The organism is Bdellovibrionales bacterium, assembly GCA_016716765.1.
GTDB lineage: Bacteria > Bdellovibrionota > Bdellovibrionia > Bdellovibrionales > UBA1609 > JADJVA01.
The window spans coordinates 539963-560837 of the sequence record JADJVA010000025.1 but is presented as its reverse complement, the minus strand read 5'-3'; the positions used below and the strand labels follow the sequence as shown (position 1 = coordinate 560837).

The following is a 20875-nucleotide window of genomic DNA, read 5'->3' as shown; positions in this document are numbered from 1 at the left end:
ATATGGGCCTAGATATAGGGTCCTGGAGTAACTCCACATAGGGCTCAGCGAGTTGGATGAAACGGGGTTGAACTTGAGGACAATCCAAATCATAATAACGGAAATAAATCCAACCGGGTAATATTACAATGATAGAAAAAAGACGAAAATCCCCTTTTTTCACTCTGGTCGGCACGATCACAAACCTTGGTTTCCTATCCCTATCCCTGATAGGCATAGGATGTTCCAGTCAATCTGTTCTCCCTGAAAAATCTGAAGTAAAGACGTCAAGAACAGTGCCCGCCGATTGCACGTTGATTGGAAAAGTCACTGGAAATAGTCTCTCCGTAAAAGCAACTCCTGAAATGGTGCTCGATAACATGAAACAGGAGGCTGCCAACAAGGGGGCTAATTATTTGGTGGTTGAGCAATACTCCGCTAGCGGCACATCCGTCACTGGCCAAGCTTACCGCTGTCCTTAATTCTGGCGAGTAAAAAGGCTTGAAGGTCATTGACTACCACAGGGGGAATCTCATGTCCTCCCTTGAAGCTACGCAGATGCCCCTTCCAATTAGCTTTTCGCAATAGCTGCTCGAGCTTCTGAGCACCCGCAAATCCCAAGACCGAATCTTGAGTACCGTGGGATTGAAAAAATTGAACGGGTTGCCGGTGAGCGGCCTTTTGACGCCAATTCTCTTCATCTGTCAAAGTACCGGACAATATGACTGCCGCCGAAACCGGCAAAGATGAAGACAGTATGGTCTCGATCGTCAGCATCGCTCCCTGACTAAACCCTCCCACGATCAGATGGGAATGATCTTCAACCCCGAGAGATTTAAAAAAACCGAGGCTCGCATCAAGCGCCCGATCCATTCCTGTTAAGCGCACGGAGCTAAGGTCACGAGGAACCCCGGAAGCAAGAGCGAGATTGAATGCCTCCGTATCTATTTCGGTCCAAGCTCGCCCCATCCATCCAGGACCAATAGGAACTTCAATAATTCCGTTCGGGAAAACCCAAGTTGCACCAGGCAGATCAAGAGATTCACTGATTGAGATCAAATCCCAACAATCCGCACCATAGCCGTGAAAAAATACGACCAAAGGGCCAGCCTCTTCTCCGGGAAGGTACACGCAGTCAAGAGAACCTATTCTTTGCAGCCTTTTTTTTGTTGAGGACATCAGCGATAGATAATCTTACTTTTCCGAACAGACAAGACAAATGGCTTTCGCCAAGTACAATTGAGGCCATTAATCTATGAGAAGACCTCCTATTCTGAGACACTAAAAATTTGACCAGCCGACCTCCAACTCCAATATAGCCGGCTTTGACCGTTGATGATCTGTTCATCTGACTATGAGATATTCAGGGAAATTCAAAAATCACTAATAATTTCAAAATATTATGGAATGAATCTAGAAATTTAATTAAACTGAGTTATATCAATCAGAGGCTGTTGTAGAAACGACGCCTTTTGAAACATTTTTCTGGGGGGTACGATATGGAAGTTGTAGAGAAATTATTTTATGAGATAAAGCCGTATCTTTGTATTGGCTTCGCCTTTTTTATTTTGAAGGCCACAGAGGTTCAGACCGCAACCGGCAAAGTTTCTGCGATGACTTTACTTATCTGTGGCACCATTCTGGCCTACTCCCGTTTGCGCGGACGTGGCATAATCAAATGGTAAGGCCGAGACTAAATTAATTTTTTTTGATTTGAGTCTAGCGCCAAAGTCAAACTAGGGTCAAAAAAATCGTGGTTAACACCTCAACTTTGAAACAACCCAAACTTGCTGTTCCTCCTTCTGTGCATAAATTCTGGCTAAGAAATGAAAAGTTCTTGGCTGCAGAATTTTTTTTTGCGGGATTTATCTTTGATATCATCACTCTTCAACGCATCGATGATTGGCTGAATATTGCCCAACAGGGTCTTTTCATAGCAATCATACTCGGTTTCCTCGTTCTCTATACTCGTCGATGGGAACCCTCCCAGGCCTGGCCTCCTTACCTGCGAAAGGCTTGGGACTACAACCTGGAGGCTTTTCATTTCATGTTTGGAAGCCTGCTGAGCGGCTTTACCGTGTTTTACTTCAAAAGCAGTTCCATTTTTGTATCGTTTGGGTTTCTCCTTGTGTTGATTGGACTTCTCGTTGCAAATGAATTGAAAAGATTCAAGGAGCTGGAAATCCCATTTAAGTGGGCGCTCTTTGCCTTGTGCCTGCTCTCTTACCTTTTGTATGTGGTTCCAATTGTTCTTGGTTTTGTTGGCCTCACCACCTTTCTTATTTCCTGGATTTTGACATTGGGATCCATCGGACTGATCGTGGTCTACCTTCGGAAGCAAAAGGATATTGCCGTAAAAATTGAAAAGGTCGTTGTTCTCCCCTCAACTGCAATACTGGCCGTCTTTGCGATCGCTTACTGGCTTCAATTGGTTCCTCCAGTTCCCCTTTCTATAAAATACATGGGGATTTATCATCAGGTTCAGCGAACCCCAGACGGCAGATATGAGTTGCTCCATCAGAAACCGTGGTGGAAATTCTGGCAAAATGGAGACCAAGTCTTCATGGCCTCCCCTGGAGACAAGATTTTCTGCTATTTTCGACTCTATTCTCCAGCGAAATTCAAAGATGAAATTCGCCTCCATTGGTTAAAAAAGGATCCACTCCGAGGCTGGGAGAGCCAGGACAAAGTCCCTTTGAGGGTCAGCGGAGGTCGAGAAGAAGGCTTTCGGGGCTTTGGTACAAAAGCAAATTATGAGCCTGGCAATTGGCGCGTGCAGGTCGAGACAACAGAGGGTCGGGAGATAGGGAGAGTGTATTTTGAAATCAGAACTGCTTCCTCTTCAGAAGAACGCCAATTTGAAATTGAAAGTCAGTAAAAAACGGAGGTCCCCGTGAAAGTGAGATTGTTGTTTGTGTGCCTTGGAAATATCTGCAGAAGTCCGGCTGCTGAAGGAATTTTCCTTTCCATGGCAAAAAAGGAAGGAATTGACCAGAGAATCAGTGTCGATTCAGCGGGAACTTCGGCTTTCCACTCGGGTCAACCCGCTGATACAAGAATGCGCCGTCACTCTCAGGAACGAGGCTATCATCTCCCCTCTCTGGCACGGCAGTTTGATCCCCTTCGAGACTTTGATAATTTCGATTACATCCTGACCATGGATGAATCAAACTACGACAACGTTATTGAGTGGGCACCTTCTGAAGCAGCAAAAGCCAAAGTTTATCCTATGATTAGTTTCTGTCGAATCCACAAAGTACCTCACGTGCCCGATCCCTACCATGACGGCGAAGATGGCTTTCGACTGGTTTTAGATATCCTCGAAGACAGTTGCAGCCAACTTCTGAAGCGAGTGCTCCAAGACCTCAAAACACAAGATTGAGTGATTCATCTAGTCCCGGCTTTCCGGAACGATTTTAAGATTCACAACCCGATTCTTGCGTTTTATCAAGATGGGAGATTCCTTTCCAATCTCTAAACGATCGAGTGCGTTTGTATAGTCATAAATATTCTCAACTCGGTGTCCGGCCATCTCTACAACTCTATCGCCCGGCTGGAGCCCCGCCTTCTCTCCTGGCCCTCCCTTTTGGACCCCACTTAGCAAAAGCCCGTCTCCAGAGCCGTCGGCATAGTTCGGAATTGTACCAAGATATATTCTCAGCTTGCGCGAACTCGTGCCCGGTTTAGCCGTTACTTCTGAATAGGGCATTGAACTCTTTCTTGTCATGAGTTCGGCCGCGACTCTATGGACAATGCCGACGATTTCAGTGGATTGATCATAACTGATTTTGTCCGCCTGATCCCTTGGTGTGTGATAGTCTTCATGCGCTCCGGTGAAAAAATTAACCACTGGAACTTTCGCCAAATAGAGGGCGGTTGAATCTGTTGGCAAATACGGATCCGCCTGAAGGACCACAGATAGTGAAGAAGGAGGCACTGCTTTCTCGATGATGCTTTCCCAAGCTGCACTCGAACCAATGCCTTGAATAATTAATTGGCCATTAGACCGACCGATCATATCCATGTTCAGGTAAGACTGTATCTTTATCTTCTTGTTGCTGACAAACTCCGAAACAAACTGACTTGATCCCAAAGTGCCCAATTCTTCTCCAGACCAAAGAGCAAAAATGACGTCCCGAGGGGCTCTCTTGCCCTTAGAATACTGGCTCGCTAATTCATCAGCAATCTCCAAAACACCTGCGACGCCGGAGGCATTGTCGTCTGCCCCAAGATGGATCAAACCTTGCTCATCAGTTTTTGCCAAAGAATTCATGCGATGACCTCGACCCAAATGATCGTAATGAGCCCCAATGACCACCGCCTCTCGCGAAAGACCCGGAAGGCGAGCCAAAACATTAAATCCTTCTGCTTTGACTTTGCTCAAAACAATTTTTCCTTCCCATTCTATTTTTCCCATTTCAATCGAAGAAACAGATTTTCCGCTATCCAATTCTTCCTGATAGAGTTTTAAATCGCGCTGACTATGGCTCAACAATTGGGAAGCAACTTCATCTGAGACTGAAATAACGGGAAAACTCATTGAACCCGAGATTTCGTCTGAACTAAAATCGATCAATTGCCTCTTTACCTTCGAATTGGGACCACTCACCAAAACCAATCCTTTGGCCCCAAGATCACGAGCAAGCATTGCCTTGTCCCGCAAGGTGGAGTAACGCGAGATCTGTTGTTTTTGAATTGCATCGGTTCCATCGGGGAAATATCGAAAAACCACAACCCATTTCCCCTTCACGTTTAAATCACGATAAGAATCATAACCAGCAAAACCACCAAGAGCCGGAACTCTCAATCCGTAGCCAGCAAATACTCCTTCGGCGGCCGAAATTTCACCCGTTGCAGAAAAAGCCAGTGGAATCCAATCCTTTTCTATTTCTAAAACACGCTCCTGATTTGCAAACTGCAATTTCAGCCCGCTCTCCCTTCCCATCTCGACTTTTTGAGTAAATTCAAACGGATGCCGAAAGGATTTTGAACCCCTCAATGGTTCTAAGCCCAAAGACTTAAAGATTCGCTCTATGTACTCAGCAGCCAACCTTTCTCCCTCTGATCCAGTCAAGCGACCAGCCAGCTTCTGTGAACTTAAATACCGGACGTGGGCTTCGAATCCCAGTCGATCAATGCCGGCTTGAGATTGGATGTATGGCAGACTCATTCCTTCTTTAGGCAATCCCAAGGCCTTGCGAGCGGCTTGGTCATTCCACTTGGCACGAACAATCTGGGGTTTCCCCTGAAAGCCGCGTCCAGAAGTCCAAGCAAGCTCTCCTCCATCTGGGCTAAAAACGGCCAAGCCATCAAATCCCTCATGTTCACTCACTTGCACAACAGAACCTTGACCATCTGCTCTGACCAGAAATAGTTCGAAATTATGACCGCCACTTAAGTTGGCAGAAAAAATCAGGTAATCACCTGAAGGATGATAAAAAGGAGCCCATGATACCTGACCAAACTGAGTCAACTGTTGAACATTGGAACCATCGAAGTTCATTGTGAATATCTCACTGCTTCGGCCATCAGGCGAAAATCTTCGCCATGTAATTTTGGTTCCGTCAGCATTAAAAAATGGTCCGCCGTCATAACCTTTCGTCGTCGTGAGTCGCTTCAAATCTGTCCCGTCAGAGCGCATCAAATAGAGGTCCATTTCATAGGAAGGATCGGAAGCAAATTTTTTAGAATCCTCCTCAGAAAGTTTTTCGAGATATCCTGACCTATTCGAAGCGAAGACGATCCACCCTCCGTCCGGAGAAAAGGAAGCTTCCGCATCATACCCTTTTGTGCTTGTCAGGCGCTTCGTGTTCTGACCGCCAAAATCAGAAACAAATAAATCGTAGTTTTCATCGTAATCCCAAGAATAGGGACGCTTTTTTCCCGAAGCTCGGATTTCTAATTCTTCTTTCTGTTTTTGATGAGCCCGGGGATCCAGGTGAGTTGAAGCAAAAATGACTTTGTCCTGATTTGGGTGAATCCAGGCACAGGTCGTTTTGCCAATGCCTGGCGAAATTCGGCGCGAAGATCCATCACGTAAATTCATTAAATAAATCTGGTAGAACGGATTGTCAGCATCTCTTTCACTTTGAAATACGATGTGCTTTCCATCCCTGCGATAGTAGCCTTCTCCGCTTCGAGCACCGGCAAAGGTCAGTTGGCGGATCGGTCCCACAAAATCTGACTCCTGGAACTTCTCAATTTTTGTCGCCATGCCAAAAGATATTTGACCCATCAATGCCACAATAAAAAATAGGATCGATCTCCAGCGAGTCATTCCACTTCTCCTTAAAATCCTTTTATAGAATCCTCTGAAACTTTAAAATATTTTAGAATAACTATCTCCCTTAAAGAGGGCCATGTCTCTTGAGTTCTTGCGAAACAGGCAGTATGGCGAAGCGCATTAATGGGATTTGGAATTGATGATGTTTAGCTAAAGATCGAAGTCACCGTAGCTCTATCATAGCTGTATGATGGGGAAAGTCGTAGCCAATAACAAAAGGGCGGTTTTCCCCTGACACTTAAATATTTGCAAACGGAGTCCGTTGACAAAAAGCAAGAACGGCAGAAAAGTCAGATAGAATTCCTGAAAGCGGTTCCCGACTTTCAACCAAAAATGAGACCTCTCCGGTATTGATTAGCTCATGGAAATAGGCTAAAAGGTATAAGATTCGAAAATCCCACAGCTTAGTGAAATCTCACATTACAAATTAAGTTGAAGAATTGGAGCTAATTCTACCCTATGCAAAGGCTCATATGGATTGCTATCAGTTTCAAACTCATTTTTTTATGCAGTTTCAGTGGCGCATCAAGTTACCGTTTTAGTGAGCCAGGCCGAAATTCGGACCGCTGCCATAGGCAATTAGTTACAGAGGCGTCAAGCAATTTGGATAAATTATCTGCCCATCTCCAGGTGCGCCCAGAAGCAATGCAGTCTCTTCTGAATTCAATTGAAAACACTTCGATCTGGGAGGAGATGAGTGGGTTTGAAATCCATGGTAGTCGAACTCACAAATACTGGGGGGCAATTTACGATCTTGATATTGGCCTTCTTCCAATCGACAAATCAACTAACGAAAATATTTTTGGTGTGTGGAATGCATCTGAATCTGGTAAGCAGTTTGCCAGGCAATTCCTTGATGCGTTTGGCATAAGACTCGATTTTAGCTTCAGCCACAGAAAGAGTCTGAGCCAGCTCATACTGGATGGTGATATCCCAAGCGCAGCTAGAATCTCATTGCACTTGAGGCCTCTAGAACAGCAACTAGACAGCTTCGTGAAGTGGAAAGATGAGCCAAATCTATCATCTCTTTCTCTTCTATCCATAATAGACGGCGCATTTAATTCTAAAAAGTTTGAGGGCAAATTGCGCAAAGTACTCCGTGAAAAGGAAGACCATTTGCGTGGAAATCATTTTTTTGAAATGGCAGAGTCTATTGGGGACAATTCACTCGAGAACATTGTTCCCATGACTTATATGGGCGCAGCAAGGGGTGCCGGTTTTTCGCCGCAATTTTTGAGTGTGGGCACGGTTTTTATTTTAAAGAGGACTTCTCAAAACAGTGAACTTGCGACGCAATTGGCAGGATTGGGTTACCCCTATGTCTATTTTTTTTGCGAACAACACAGAATTTGTAAATTGCAGCAGGCGATTCACTTGAACTCGCCATGAAAATCACTGAAGCTGAGGAGATCCCCCCAATTCAAGATTGATTCTATGAATACATAGATTTCACTTGTCACATCCGTTTTCATTTAGTTTCCTTGCTCTGACAGTAGACATTTAAAACCAGGAGCAAACCGAATGATTCCCTCCTCCTTTTCATGCTACCGAATTTCTAGCCCAGGAGGAAAAATCCAGGGACGTCTGGAGCCTTGCCACATCGATGAGCTTTCTCAGGGAGAAGTCGTCATAAAAACCCACTACTCCAGCATCAATTACAAAGATGCCCTTGCGGCCACCGGAAAAGGAAAAATTCTCAAGAAATTTCCGCTCATTGGAGGAATTGACGTTTCCGGCGAAATCATCGCTTCGCAAGGCCCCCAGTTTACCGCAGGACAACTCGTCCTTGTCACTGGATGTGGACTGGGTGAGGTTTCAGATGGCGGCTACAGCGAATACGTCCGGGTGCCAGCGGCTTGGGTCGTCCCACTCTCTGATGGCCTGACTCCCAAGGAAGCAATGATTTTGGGGACTGCTGGTTTTACAGCAGCACTGTGCCTGTCTCGACTGGAAGCGAATGGGCAAAAGCCCGATATGGGACCCCTCCTGGTGACCGGAGCCAGCGGTGGAGTTGGCATGACTGCCATCCAGATTCTCTCCCAGTCAGGCTATGAGGTTATTGCCGTATCAGGCAAACAGGAGGCGGGTGATTTACTCAAATCACTGGGGGCAAATGAGGTTATTTCGCCTTTCGAACTCAACTTGGGAAATCGCCCTCTTGAAAAGGTCCGCTGGGCTGGAGCTATTGATAACGTCGGAGGATCATTGCTGAGCCGTCTCCTTGCCCACATCCATCTTTGGGGCAACATCGCAAGTGTCGGAATGGCAGAGGATTTTCAACTCAACACGACTGTGTTTCCCATGATCCTACGTGGTGTTAGCCTTCTCGGCATCAGCTCCACCAACTGCCCTGCCAAATTAAGACTTGAATTATGGAATAAGCTCAGCACCGAGTGGAAGCCTAAACTTCTCTCTTTGATCCACTGCCAAACGCTCAGGCTTCGAGACCTTGAGGGCGGATTCGAGAAAATCCTTGAGCGCCGAAACATCGGGCGAATTCTCGTCAGCTTCAGACCAGAATGACAGGTCGTTTAATCTCTCATCTAAATATTGACCTATTGAGAAATCAGCGCAAGAAGAGATGAGTTTTTCTTCCAATCACTGTAAACAAGGAGCAGGCTTCTATGTCAGGCCCGATCAGCCAGTTTATTGACACCCACTATCGCCATTTTAACGCAAAGACTTTGCGATGGGCGGCTGAAGCCTACGTCGATCACACAAAAAATGGAGGGAAAATCCTTGTTACTCTCGCAGGCGCGATGAGCACGGCAGAATTGGGTAAGTCCCTGGCTGAGATGATTCGTAAAGATCAGGTCCACGCCATTTCGTGCACGGGAGCTAATCTCGAAGAAGATGTTTTCAATTTAGTTGCTCATAACCACTACAAACAAATTAAAGATTTTCGTAGTTTGACTAAAGATGACGAGCACAAGCTCTTTCTCGAAGGCTACAATCGAGTGACCGACACCTGCATTCCTGAAGACAAGGCCTTCAAGGCCATTCATTCACACATTAAGCGAGTCATTCAGGAGGCTGAGTCCAAGGATCAACGTTTTTTTCCTCATGAAATATTTTACCAGCTGTTTGAAAGAAAAATGCTGGATAACAGTTTTCATATAGATCCCAAAGATTCATGGCTGTATGCCGCGTGGGAAAGGAAACTTCCTATCTTTGTTCCTGGATGGGAAGACTCAACAATGGGAAACCACTTTGCAGCAAGCTGCCTATCCGGAGATTTCAAAAGTCCCAATACGGTCAAAAATGGGATTGAGTATATGATGTATATCTCTGAGTGGTATCGTTCAACGACAGCTAAATCTAGCCTTGGTTTTTTTCAGATAGGCGGTGGAATTGCTGGCGACTTTCCAATCTGTGTTGTTCCCATGCTAGAAAAGGATTTAGAACTAGAGGATGTTCGAAAATGGGGATACTTCTGTCAGATCAGTGATTCGACAACAAGCTACGGTTCTTATTCAGGCGCCTTTCCAAACGAAAAAATCACATGGGGTAAGCTCACCAAAGACACACCCAGCTTTATCGTTGAGAGTGATGCCACAATTGTCGCTCCCCTCATGTTCGCTTATATTCTTGGTTGGTAGGTTATATAATGGCCTATTTAACTTCTTTCCACTATCCACAGAAAGCCCCAAAGTGAAGGCCTTTCCAGCTTTCACCGGGTCAGATCAGTAAAAAAAATTCAATAAAGACATTTATTTCATATAATTTTACTTAGATGAAGCTCTTCGCTACTCTTAGCATAGACCGAGAAGTGTCTTTTTCGGAGGGGGAATTCATGTCAACTTTATCCATGGCATCCGTTACATTTCATGAACGATTGAGAACACTGCGAAAGGCCAAGGGCCTCACAATGCGAGAAATGGCCCGCCGAGTGGGCGTCCCAGAAACAACCTATCGAGAGTGGGAAGTGGGAAGGGCCATTCAGGGAGAGCCATACGTCAGAATGGCCCAAGCTCTTGAGGTAAGTCTGACCGAATTGCTCACAGGCACCCGACCCGAGCAAGCACAGCTTCTTTCAGAAATTGAAGCCATGGAAGAGGGATTCAAACAACTCAAAAACAAACTCAATGCAATGTTATAGCAAAGAACGGACAATTACGGAGAATAGTTTCTGGTATCGGAAAATACCTCGGTTATTTGGGAGACCTGTCCTGAGAGCGTTTTGTATCGCGTCATTCTTGCTAGGAATCCAAGCCTCTCCTATGGCTGCGACCTATTCTGACAACCAGATTTATGATGGCTCTTCACTCAGGCTAAAGAGCCTCGAAGAAGCTTTGAGTCAGGTCGGCCCTGGCAGCATCCTTATAATCTCAGAATTACATGACAACCCATCTCACCATCAGCACCAGATGGAGGTTCTTCAGCACATAAAAAAAGGCTTCCACAAGGGACTCAGTCTTGGCATGGAGTTTTTTGACTATACCAAACAGGACACAGTGTATGACTTTCTCAGCGGAAACATACAAGACAGTGAATTTTTGACTTCTATCGAATGGGGTGGCATTCCCTGGAGCTATTACCGCCCCTTGGTTCTATTTCCTCCTGGTGCAGGAGGCACAACCTTGGCCTTAAACGCTCCAAAGGGGATCACAGCAAAGGTGAAGAGAACAGGAGTAGAAAGCTTAACTGCTGATGAGATCGCCCTTCTTCCCCCGAATTGGTCTCTTGGAAACAAAAACTATTTTGAACGATTTCGAGAAACTATCCTTCGCGGTGGACACAGTATTCCACAAGAATCCATTGCCAGATACTTCGAGGCCCAGAGTATCTGGGATGAAACGATGGCTTGGCGAGCCGTGAGTTATATGGAAAAATTCCCTCAACAAATTTTGATCATCCTTGTGGGTGATTTCCACGCCGCCTACGGAGGAGGCCTACCTGACAAAATCCGAAATCGCGGATGGGCCAAGACCCTCGTCATTTCGCAAGTTGCAATCAGCGAAATGGAAGAATCAGAAATCGAACAAACCATGATGCCTCACGCAAGGTATGGCTCTAGAGCAGAGTATATTTGGATCGGAAACAATTAATTAAGATCTTCTTTATGGCTTGATAAATGCAGGTATTAATTTCTATGTTTTCTTATTCATATCCGAAGTGGCAGGAGTTGGAATGCCTTTAACAAAATCTTTATTTGATAGTACGGGCGAGAATTCAAGCTATAAAATGCAAGACCTGTATCATTGCCTTCAACACATCCCAGGCATGGTTTTTGTCACCGACCTCGAGGCCAATATAACCTTTATTAACAAGACGATTCGCCCCTACAAGAACGAGGATGTCGTTGGAACCAACGTGTTCGATTATGCAAGGCCTGATGACATAATAGTCATTAAGGAGGCATTTCAAAAAGCTATCCATACTGGTCAAATTACCACCTACGAAGCAGGAACCTCTACTGGCCTGCCCTTTACCTGGTTTGCAGCTCAAGTAAAACCTCTGTTTGAAAAAGGTCGAGTCTCTCATCTACTCATTTTATTGACTGAGATCACTGATCGCCGAAAGGCCGAATTGGCTTTAAAAGAAAGTCAATCAAGGTACGACGAGATAGTCTCCAATATACCCGGGATGGTTTATCAGTTTTTCCGTTCAAAGAAAGGCAAATATCGTCTGGTTTTTGCTAGCGAGCGAATCTGGGACATTTTTCATGTCACGAGAGCTGATGCAACAAGAAATATCGCAAATATTTTTCGACTGATTCATCAGGACGATCTGAAAGATTTTTTTCTTAGCATTGAGACCTCATATCGTAAAGTGTCTAGTTGGAAAGCTGAATTCAGGATCGTCTTGCCTAATAATGATATTCGTTGGCTTCGCGGCTCATCAAGTCCACGCAAGTCGTCCAACGGTCAAACTTTATGGAATGGAGTCCTGATTGATATCACGGCAGAAAAAAATAACGAAGAGAAACGGCTGCTTTTAGAAAAGCAGCTTCAGCAAACTCAAAAAATGGAGGCCTTGGGTACCCTCGCCCGTGGCATTGCTCATGATTTCAATAACTTTCTTCAAATCATTTCTATGTCTATAGAATTGGCTGATCAGGATAACACCTTATGTGAAAAATCCAAAGTCTATTTGGAAAAGGCACTTTCTGCCTGCGTGCGCGGACGCCAACTCATTCATCAAATTCTGTCGTACAGCCGCAATGAAAAAATTGAAAAAACGTCTTTTGATATGAGTTCGATCACTTGCGATTTTGTAAGTATGTTTCGCTCTAGTATCCCTACCGAGATTGTCTTTGATTCTTCCATTGAACCCTCCCTCACTCTCCTCGGAAACATTTCTCAAGTTCAGCAAATTCTGCTCAATTTATTGACAAATTCTCTTTATGCCATGAAAGAGAACGAAGGGCATCTGAGACTCTCTTTAAGAAAAAATCATATTGGACACGAAGATTCAAAGGATCTCGGTCTCCCCCCCGGACAATATGCCGAGCTCCTTGTCGTCGATAACGGTCATGGTATGAGTCCAGACAAACTAGAACGTATTTTTGATCCCTTTTTTACGACCAAACCAAAAGGAGAAGGAACTGGACTCGGACTTTTTGTCATCCTTGGCATCGTAAAATCTCATGGGGGCAATATTTATGCTCGCAGTCTGCCTTATAAGGAAACTTGCTTCCGAGTCCTTTTACCACTGCACCTCGCAGATTCATCTATTTGAAATTCCGATTATTTACAGTCAAACCGCGATAGCACTGACACAAAGTGCGACCCAAAGGCCAGTCCCCCGAAGGCGGAAGCCATACACATCTAAAGGACTAAGTACTTCTATTTCCAAAGCTTTTAAAATTTAATCAGGTGTCATATTTTTGATCATACCAGCTGTTTTTAGCCAAGCGGAGAGCACCAGTTCAAATGAATTGACGAGGATCTGGCCCGACCTTGGCATTTGTATCCATTAAGGCTCTCTTCTCAAAGTGAGCCAGTTTGGAGAACTTTGTAGCTATGACCACTTATGAAGCGATTCACAAACATGCCGTATCTACTTTGCTTCTCCTCCTGCTCATCTTGTTGATACACTATACCTCCTGTTCCAATGTTCGTATTTTGCCAGTCAAACCCGTTACCGTCTATTCAACTAAAAACCAGCTCTGCCTAAAGCCTCCTGAAATACGTGATCGATTAAACAAAGTTCTTTTTGTAGTTGATAAATCTGGCTCGAACGAAGATCAAAGCGATCTTTTCGGAAACGTCACCCTAGGAAATGACCCCGAAGACAAACGAAGAGCCGACAACATTCAATCTTTTTTAGACAGGCATCGTACAGAACCCTACTACAGGTGGGGTTTCATTGCTTTTGGCGTGAATGTGAACAATGCTCACGCCTACGTCAACGATGGCAGCCTTACTAGTCCCACCTTTGATGACGCAACTGCCATGCAAACTGCGATCGACACACACCGCGCAGTGGACAATGATGGCTGCACTCCTTATTTAGCTGGCCTCAGTCTCGCGCGACTTGCGATCGAAAAGGACCTTCAGGACCATCCTGACGAAGATTCTGTCTACAATGTATTTTTTATGTCGGATGGAAAGCCAAACGACACGCTTCCTGCCATCGGGAATAGTAATTGCGGGGATATCTCTACCATTCAAGACGTGCCAACAGATCCTTACATCTCAGCCGTAAAGAATTTGGTTCGGACAGCTCCGGATCGCATCTTTTTCAGTACAGCTTATTATACACTTCCTGCAAATGATCCAGGTCGGGTTTCTGCCAAGGGCCTTGAATATATGGCCAAAGCAGGGGGCGGAAAATTTGTCGATCTTGAAAACAATGACTCACTCGACTTTGATGAACTTCTATTAGGTCCAAGACCTGAGTCTTGGATTATGAAACGAATGGTTATTTATAATTTCAATGGGGCCAACTGCAATGATGGCTCTCGAGGTGCCGATAGCGATGCAGATGGAATTTGTGACAGAGATGAAATCTACTACAATGAACTCTTTGCCAAAAACTTACCAGACGGAAAGAAATTTGATCCCGTGAATCGAAACTCAATTGATTCCAATTATAGCGACTTGTTTTCTTTGAAATTCAAGGTGATGCCGACGGCCGAAGGACTTAGAAATTGTACTGATCTAGAAGCCGATAAAGATTTCGATCTGTTGAATTCCTGTGAAGAAAGAATGCTCTCCGATAGTCAGGCAAACGGCCCAACAAATGAGTGGAGCAAAGCATTGAGAACTCTTGGCGGCGGCACGGCGGATGCGAGAAATCCCGACAGCGATGGAGATGGCTTCTTGGACTCAATCGAATTTTTCACTTTTGGAATCAAATCGGCAGCCGTTAATTATACCAATATTTTCAATCGATACGATGGCGGAATTACCGGCGAAACCATCCTCGCAGAACAACGCCATCCTAGATCTCCGGAAAGTTTTGGACCAGAAAATACAAATTTAAAAGTAACGTATTCGGGATTTAATGCGGAAGGTGAAAATTGTTATAACATCGATTTGAAGAGTATAGCCGTCTTTGACACAAAAGCGGTCTCCTTGGAACAGGCCAGCAACCTGGGTAAGTTGGCACATGAAAAATCAGAAAACGTCATCCTCATGTATTACATTATGACTCAAGAACGAAATCCAAATGGCAAGGGATATTTATTCTATAAGTATCAGACCGTCACTCATCCTCAAGGGTTTTCTCATTCTTTGAGTTTTGAGAATTTCATCGATTACAAAATTCCAGAAAGATATTAACTGAAGTGTTTACCTTTCCGTTCAGCTGAACGTAATAAACACGGAAAAAAATTCTTACCCCACATCTTTAAAGTTGTGAGCATCTGCCATTTTCGCCTCACGTGAGTAAGACTCAGGCAAAACAGGTTCGAGCAATGCTCCTGGCTTTAAATATTCATACAATTCCGAATAACTCTTCACTTCGGCCACGCCCACCCTCCTCGTCAAATGCCATGGTCGTAGATCCCGAGTCGACTCAATACCCATGGACCCTAGAATCTCAGCAACACTTTCAACTGTGTGATCATGAAAGGCATGGACTCTCTTTCTTTTGCTCGGCACCCATAATCCTGATACGAGTGAAGGATCTTGAGTGGTCACTCCAGTTGGGCAACTGTTGTTATTGCATCGCAGGGCCTGAATACAGCTGAGGGCTAACATAAAGGCCCGCGCAGAATTAACAACATCGGCTCCCAAGGCCAGTCTTTTGATGACATCAAATCCAGAAGTGACTTTTCCAGAAGCGATCACCTTTATTCGGTGGCGTAGATTGTAGCCGACAAGACAATTGTGAACGAAAATCAATCCTTCTGTCAGAGGTGTGCCGACATTGTTCGAAAACTCTAAGGGTGCAGCTCCTGTTCCCCCTTCTCCTCCATCGACAGTGATAAAATCAGGTGTGATACCAGTCTCAATCATGGCCTTACAGACCGCCAAAAATTCATGTCTTTTTCCGAGACAAAGTTTGAAACCAACAGGCTTTCCTTCGGAGAGATCGCGCAACCGACCAACAAACTGAAGTAACTCGATGGGAGTTCTGAAGGCAGTATGGCCAGGAGGCGACATCACGTCTTGACCCATGGGTACGCCTCGAATTTCTGAAATTTCTTTTGTCACCTTGGCGGCGGGAAGTATCCCCCCGTGACCGGGCTTTGCCCCTTGAGAGAGCTTTATTTCAATCATTTTTACCTGAGGGAGACGAGCTTTGTCCTTAAAAAGCTGCGAGTCAAATTTTCCATCTGGACTGCGACAACCGAAATATCCAGTTCCAATCTGCCAAGTTATGTCCCCACCGCTTTGCAGATGATAGGGACTCAGCCCGCCCTCACCCGTATTGTGAGCAAAGTTACCATCCTTTGCTCCCCCATTGAGGGCCAAAACGGCATTTTTACTTAAGGCTCCATAACTCATCGCTGAGATATTCATGATGCTGGAACTGTAAACCTGCTTACAATCAGGGCCACCGATGCTCACACGCAAACTCTTCGGATCAACATGAGATGGAATCAACGAATGATTGAGCCACTCATACCCCAATTGATAGACATCCTTTTGAGTCCCAAAGGGGGAGAGTATCCAGCATTCCTTTCGCGCGCTGATATACGAGGCTGCGCTGTTCCCGACTGAACGGAACTCCGTCCGTATTTGACTCAACGAAGTACTGATTGATCTCAGGCCTGATTGCCTCAAACAGATATCTAAAGTTTCCGATGAGTGGAAAATTTCTGCGCACAGTATGAGATTTTTGCAACAAATCGTGATAGCCAATGATCAGCAAAGGGCCAACGACAACAAAACACCAAAGAGCCGATGGGTTGATAATTGAAAAGGCCAGGATAAGTGCAGAAACAATAACAGATCCAATAACAAAACTTTTACGCATAACGGATTCCTCCACGCTGATTAGTATCAATCATCAGGATAGGCCTGACAAGGTCCAGCCTGCGACAAGCCTTTGGATGGACTGGGCCAGGTTGGTCTTCTCTCTGCACAGGTTCCTATCTACAGGAGCTTTCAGATGAGCTATTTATCAGAATCAGGAGGACGACACATTCTCACCACGTTCGAAGTGCTATGAATTCCGCCGCGCAAATAATGAACATAGCTACCGTCGATAGAATGAACATCTAGACCCAAAGATTTTATTTTTTCCAAGACATACTCGTCGAAGGGAGGATAGGCCTGCTTCGCCAAAACAACCACCTGTCCTAACGAAATGAGATTAATTGGGTTTGGATTAACGTTCATAGCATAATCCTCCTTCGTGCCGTATTGACCCTTAATTTTTTCTGGACCATAGAGGACCGGCATAGGAATGCTCTTTATAGCTGAGCAGTTCGTGCGTTTTTCAATGGATTCAATAATCTGGCCAAGACTTTCGTTGATAGACTTTGCATACGCGCTATTAGCCTTTAAAAGTTCCTCACATTTCTGGCGAATTTTATTACTTGAATTCTTATAGGCCTCGTCTTTCAAAAGTCCATAACACTCACTAAAGTCAACTCGCTCAATAACAGGAATCGATTCCTCGCCTTCGGGAATGGGTGGACTCAACCGGCTCCTCTTAGATTCCAATCCTTGTTCCCGCAAAATCTTTAAGGCCAGTTCAGGAGAAGAATAGAGAATCGAAAATCCACAATGGCCCTGGTTATTCTGGCGGTCTGGCAAGACCGTAAACATCTCATCTATTTGACCCGGCTCTCCCCAGCTTGTATTGACCCTCAATATATCCTGAGAAAGATTGACTTCGAGAAGATCTTGGGCTGAAGAGCTCAAGTGATCTCCCACCACCAGAAAATTACCTGGAAAGGCTTCGATATTCCCGCCAAAGTCACTTTGACCCTTGAGCTTTTTTTGGTCAATCACATTTTCAGGCTGAACTAACCCCATCTGACAACTCAAAGCAAGAGAAGCAGGAATGGACTCGCTCTCTAATCCCTGAGAAGGAAGATCCACAATGGTTCCCCGACCTGACACCGTTGATATCCCGACTTCAAAATAATCCTGTGTCCAAAGAGAATCATCTGATGGCATCGAAAGGAAACGGACAAAACTGGAGTATGGTGGTTCCAGATATTTTTTGAAGAGACGGTAGGCCTCATCATTATCGTGCCTCGGAACTGTGACTATCACCTGAGGTCGATGAGAATCTTCGACCAATTTATCCAACAGATCTCTCAAAAATTGAACATGGGAAGGCTGAGGAACATATCCCAAAAATATCTGCGCAGGAGGAAACGTGGCGGGCAGAAGAACCAAACCTTCTGAAACGGGGCAAAAAGGAACAACCTCTTTTCCATTCTTCTCCTGAAAAAAATTATTCCGGCAAAAAGAAGGCTCACCAGCGGATTCTTCGACCTCTTTTACTTTTGGTTGAAAGTGAGAACAACCACCTATCCAAAGAAGAGCAATCAACAAACAATAATACACTTCACACCACCTCCCATTATAGCAGGTAAAAATCTACATCGTGGAATGCCATCATTCAATCTGTTTTACCCCGAGGGACTTTCAACCGTAAATAGAAGCGTCTCCCTAGCTAAATCCAGCGCCTGAGCGACTTGCTCATAGGTGTCACCTGTAAAAATGGCGTGACCAATTTCAATTCCCGAGCCGACCCGCGGCAAAATCTTCTGTCCACAACTAACCTTCAATCTGAGCTTCTCCAATTCTGGCATTTGCGAAATAACGTCTTTCCCCTGGATACGAACTAATTTTCCCGCTCCGGGATGAATAATCCAGGCACCTGCATACTTTCCCGACCACGACGACAAATCTGGTTCCTTCCCCAGTTCAATCTGTAAAACTGATTTCCAAGGATCAAATCCATAGCACTTCTCAATCAGAGAAAGGATGTGACCACCCGGTGGGCGCACTGCAAGCTCTCCAAACACAGGTCCTCCATCAGTCAAAAAAAGCTCAAGATGTGTCATTCCTGATTGAATCCCAAAGGCACTGAGAACTCTCTGATTAAAATCCAGCAAATCTTCCGATACTTCTTTTGAAATTTTCGCTGGAACTAGATTCATCTCGAACAAACGATGGTAAGCCGTAAAGTTTGTGAAGCGCACCTTGCCATTCACAAGTAAGCTCTCAATACTCATCTCTCTCCCGTGGACTAAAGCCTCAACTAGCTTGCCAACATGCCAGGCCTCAACTAGCTCCGATCTATTCCAACAAAATTTCATGCCGCGACTACCCGATAGTCCGGCTTCCTTTATGACAAGTGGCCACCCCCACTTCTCAATAAGAAGATCCATGTCGGTCTCCGGAGTAATGACCGCATGATCAGCCACTCGAATTCCGTTTTTTCGAGCCACATCCTTCATTTGGTTCTTAAAATGGCACAAATTCGCTGAGGACTCAGACATTCCCGAAACCCCAAATTGATCACGCAGCCTTCCCGCAAATGGAACTGATCTTTCTGTGAGTGCAAGGATTGCAGCATACCCCAAATCTCCAGGCGCGAACGAATCCTCTATCTGTTCTGTCAGTTTTTCCTCAGATTCAGACTGCCAAATATTGAGAGGATAGGTATGTGCCGGAGATGGCTCGCCTCCCAAACAGGCAATGTCCACATCAATCCCCAGACTCTTGGCCGCCTTTATGGCATTTTTTCTATAGCCGAGAAGCAAAACTTTCTGACGCAAGCAAAATACCCCACTTTCCTTCTTCCACAGCACAAGCACACTCCCTCCAAATAGAAAATATATTTAGGCGGGATTCAAGTGTTTCTCGACCGACTGAGGCCCGTAACAACGCTTTTTACTGAATTCTTAACATTCATTTGGTACAATCTGGCAAATGGCTTGGAAAACCTACAAAGAAAAATTGAAAAAGCTCTCTGACGCGATCGTGCAAGCTCAGCAACCCATCCGCATTCTGGAGGCCATTAAATGGCCGATAGAAGTCGAAAAATTTATTGTTGAATCAGACTTTAAAGATCTTCCAAGAATCGGCCGCGAGGAATACCTGGCTCGTCCGCTCGGCTACGATCCTGAAAAAAAAATTATCGAGTTTGAAGATATCATGAAAGCAATTCAGAACGATCTCGGACCTGAAGATCCTCTGGGTAACCACATGCAACTGGCCTGCAAAGAATATCAGACAGTCATTCAAATGCTGTTAGCGAGAGGAACAAAGCAATTCTATCATTGCTCACGCCAGCTTTACGGAAGTCCCAAGGAAACATTTATTGACGGTGAGACAACGATTCGCGAAGTCGCCACGCTCATGTATGAAATACTGTCTGGAATTGACGACAAACAACTGGGTCGCCAATATGAAAAGAATATTTCCGCTGTCGACACAGTGGCCATTCTTAACGAAAGATTTCAGGCCTATTTTAAAGACGATCCCGTTCGCGCTCTTCTCTCCGACGGCATTTTAGCTGATGCGGCGGCTGGGAGTGATTATATCAAAATAAAAACAGATGCCTTTTTCTCCCTGAAGGATATTCAAGTTTTAGAGGTTCATGAAGGCTGGGTACATGTTGGAACAACTCTGAATGGTCTCAAACAACACCTCTGTACGCACCTGGCCAAGGGCCCCCCTCGCACAACAGCAACCCAGGAAGGACTTGCTGTGTTGCTTGAGTTGTTCACTTTCTCTAGTTATCCGACGAGGGCCCGGGCCATCAACGATCGCGTTCTGGCCATAGATAAGGCCGAAGATGGAGCAGATGCACTTGAACTTATCGAATTTTTCAGAACCGAAGGATACAGTGAATCGGAAGCTCTCAAAAATTGCCAACGGACCCTGCGCGGTGGAGATCTAAAGGGCGGAGCTCCTTTTACGAAGGATATTTCGTACGTTCGAGGCTTTGTCGAAAATTATAATTTCATTCGCACTGCCATGAAAGCAGGGCGAGTTGAACTCATTCCCTACCTATTTACAGGAAAACTCAATGTCGTGGATGTCCCACTTCTTTATGCCAAACACAAAGAGGGATTGGTTGACGCCCCTCTCTACCTACCCCCGCAATTCTCTGATCTCAATGGGATTTCCGTATGGATGAGCTTTTCGAACGCATTCAATAAGATCAATATGGAAAAAGTTCAAAATTATTTTTCCAAAATTCTTAATTGATTGTTTTGATAGTAAAATTGCCTCTTGGGCGTGTCGT

16 protein-coding genes and 1 pseudogene are annotated in these 20875 nt (G+C 45.0%); 12 read left to right on the top strand and 5 right to left on the bottom strand.

Annotation, left to right across the window (positions count from 1 at the left end; genetic code table 11):
• Positions 1–128 precede the first annotated feature (128 nt).
• Positions 129–461 (top strand): hypothetical protein, encoded by a 333-nt coding sequence (locus IPL83_19040; protein ID MBK9041217.1) that lies wholly within the window; start codon positions 129–131, stop codon positions 459–461.
• On the opposite strand, the gene IPL83_19035 is transcribed toward IPL83_19040, so the two are convergent.
• On the bottom strand, positions 433–1158 hold the full coding sequence (locus IPL83_19035; GenBank protein MBK9041216.1) for a dienelactone hydrolase family protein: 726 nt from the start codon (positions 1156–1158) through the stop codon (positions 433–435). The genes IPL83_19040 and IPL83_19035 overlap by 29 nt on opposite strands.
• A gap of 320 nt (positions 1159–1478) precedes the next feature.
• Here IPL83_19035 and IPL83_19030 point away from each other — a divergent pair, with 320 nt between their 5' ends.
• From IPL83_19030 to IPL83_19020, 3 genes are all read left to right on the top strand, one after another.
• Complete coding sequence (locus IPL83_19030; GenBank protein MBK9041215.1) at positions 1479–1664, top strand: hypothetical protein; 186 nt, start codon at positions 1479–1481, stop codon at positions 1662–1664.
• A 68-nt stretch (positions 1665–1732) separates the two neighbouring features.
• Entirely contained in the window at positions 1733–2857 is a 1125-nt protein-coding gene (locus tag IPL83_19025) for a DUF2914 domain-containing protein (protein MBK9041214.1), read from the top strand.
• Positions 2858–2872: 15 nt separating this feature from the next.
• Entirely contained in the window at positions 2873–3361 is a 489-nt protein-coding gene (locus tag IPL83_19020) for a low molecular weight phosphotyrosine protein phosphatase (GenBank protein MBK9041213.1), read from the top strand.
• Between the two features lie 9 nt (positions 3362–3370).
• Here IPL83_19020 and IPL83_19015 read toward each other — a convergent pair whose 3' ends face one another.
• Positions 3371–6256, bottom strand: coding sequence for a M20/M25/M40 family metallo-hydrolase (locus tag IPL83_19015; protein ID MBK9041212.1), 2886 nt, complete (start codon positions 6254–6256; stop codon positions 3371–3373).
• Between the two features lie 609 nt (positions 6257–6865).
• On the opposite strand from IPL83_19015, the gene IPL83_19010 reads away from it, so the two are divergent.
• From IPL83_19010 to IPL83_18980, 7 genes are all read left to right on the top strand, one after another.
• Positions 6866–7651, top strand: coding sequence for a hypothetical protein (locus IPL83_19010; protein MBK9041211.1), 786 nt, complete (start codon positions 6866–6868; stop codon positions 7649–7651).
• A 132-nt stretch (positions 7652–7783) separates the two neighbouring features.
• The gene (locus IPL83_19005; GenBank protein MBK9041210.1) at positions 7784–8785 is read left to right on the top strand and encodes a YhdH/YhfP family quinone oxidoreductase; all 1002 of its coding nucleotides are present in this window, start codon (positions 7784–7786) and stop codon (positions 8783–8785) included.
• A 101-nt stretch (positions 8786–8886) separates the two neighbouring features.
• Entirely contained in the window at positions 8887–9861 is a 975-nt protein-coding gene (locus IPL83_19000) for a deoxyhypusine synthase family protein (protein ID MBK9041209.1), read from the top strand.
• 194 nt (positions 9862–10055) lie between these two features.
• Positions 10056–10361: a helix-turn-helix transcriptional regulator gene (locus IPL83_18995; protein MBK9041208.1), complete on the top strand. Its 306-nt coding sequence runs from the start codon at positions 10056–10058 to the stop codon at positions 10359–10361.
• A gap of 121 nt (positions 10362–10482) precedes the next feature.
• Positions 10483–11310, top strand: coding sequence for a ChaN family lipoprotein (locus tag IPL83_18990; GenBank protein ID MBK9041207.1), 828 nt, complete (start codon positions 10483–10485; stop codon positions 11308–11310).
• An 82-nt stretch (positions 11311–11392) separates the two neighbouring features.
• Positions 11393–12943 carry a PAS domain S-box protein gene (locus IPL83_18985; GenBank protein MBK9041206.1) on the top strand — a complete coding sequence of 517 codons (1551 nt, stop codon included), beginning with the start codon at positions 11393–11395 and terminating at the stop codon, positions 12941–12943.
• Between the two features lie 284 nt (positions 12944–13227).
• Positions 13228–14991 (top strand): hypothetical protein, encoded by a 1764-nt coding sequence (locus IPL83_18980; GenBank protein MBK9041205.1) that lies wholly within the window; start codon positions 13228–13230, stop codon positions 14989–14991.
• Between the two features lie 54 nt (positions 14992–15045).
• Here the strand turns inward: IPL83_18980 and IPL83_18975 are convergent.
• The 3 genes and pseudogenes from IPL83_18975 to IPL83_18965 form a co-directional block, all read right to left on the bottom strand.
• Positions 15046–16633, bottom strand: a pseudogene (locus tag IPL83_18975) (FMN-binding glutamate synthase family protein).
• Positions 16634–16773: 140 nt separating this feature from the next.
• Positions 16774–18180: a hypothetical protein gene (locus IPL83_18970; GenBank protein ID MBK9041204.1), complete on the bottom strand. Its 1407-nt coding sequence runs from the start codon at positions 18178–18180 to the stop codon at positions 16774–16776.
• Between the two features lie 65 nt (positions 18181–18245).
• Positions 18246–19439, bottom strand: a complete 1194-nt coding sequence (locus tag IPL83_18965) for an ATP-grasp domain-containing protein (GenBank protein MBK9041203.1) — start codon at positions 19437–19439, stop codon at positions 18246–18248.
• Positions 19440–19581: 142 nt separating this feature from the next.
• Between IPL83_18965 and IPL83_18960 the strand changes: the two genes are divergently transcribed.
• A complete protein-coding gene (locus IPL83_18960; protein MBK9041202.1) occupies positions 19582–20838 on the top strand; it encodes a DUF1704 domain-containing protein in 1257 nt (418 codons plus the stop codon).
• The last annotated feature ends 37 nt before the right edge of the window (positions 20839–20875 follow it).

Excerpts from the sequence above, each read along its gene's own strand:
- IPL83_19040 (MBK9041217.1), top strand. The coding sequence starts at position 129 with ATGATAGAAAAAAGACGAAAATCCCCTTTTTTCACTCTGGTCGGCACG.
- IPL83_19035 (MBK9041216.1), bottom strand. The coding sequence starts at position 1,158 with ATGTCCTCAACAAAAAAAAGGCTGCAAAGAATAGGTTCTCTTGACTGC.
- IPL83_19030 (MBK9041215.1), top strand. The coding sequence starts at position 1,479 with ATGGAAGTTGTAGAGAAATTATTTTATGAGATAAAGCCGTATCTTTGT.
- IPL83_19015 (MBK9041212.1), bottom strand. The coding sequence starts at position 6,256 with ATGACTCGCTGGAGATCGATCCTATTTTTTATTGTGGCATTGATGGGT.
- IPL83_19005 (MBK9041210.1), top strand. The coding sequence starts at position 7,784 with ATGATTCCCTCCTCCTTTTCATGCTACCGAATTTCTAGCCCAGGAGGA.
- IPL83_19000 (MBK9041209.1), top strand. The coding sequence starts at position 8,887 with ATGTCAGGCCCGATCAGCCAGTTTATTGACACCCACTATCGCCATTTT.
- IPL83_18995 (MBK9041208.1), top strand. The coding sequence starts at position 10,056 with ATGTCAACTTTATCCATGGCATCCGTTACATTTCATGAACGATTGAGA.
- IPL83_18990 (MBK9041207.1), top strand. The coding sequence starts at position 10,483 with ATGGCTGCGACCTATTCTGACAACCAGATTTATGATGGCTCTTCACTC.
- IPL83_18985 (MBK9041206.1), top strand. The coding sequence starts at position 11,393 with ATGCCTTTAACAAAATCTTTATTTGATAGTACGGGCGAGAATTCAAGC.
- IPL83_18980 (MBK9041205.1), top strand. The coding sequence starts at position 13,228 with ATGACCACTTATGAAGCGATTCACAAACATGCCGTATCTACTTTGCTT.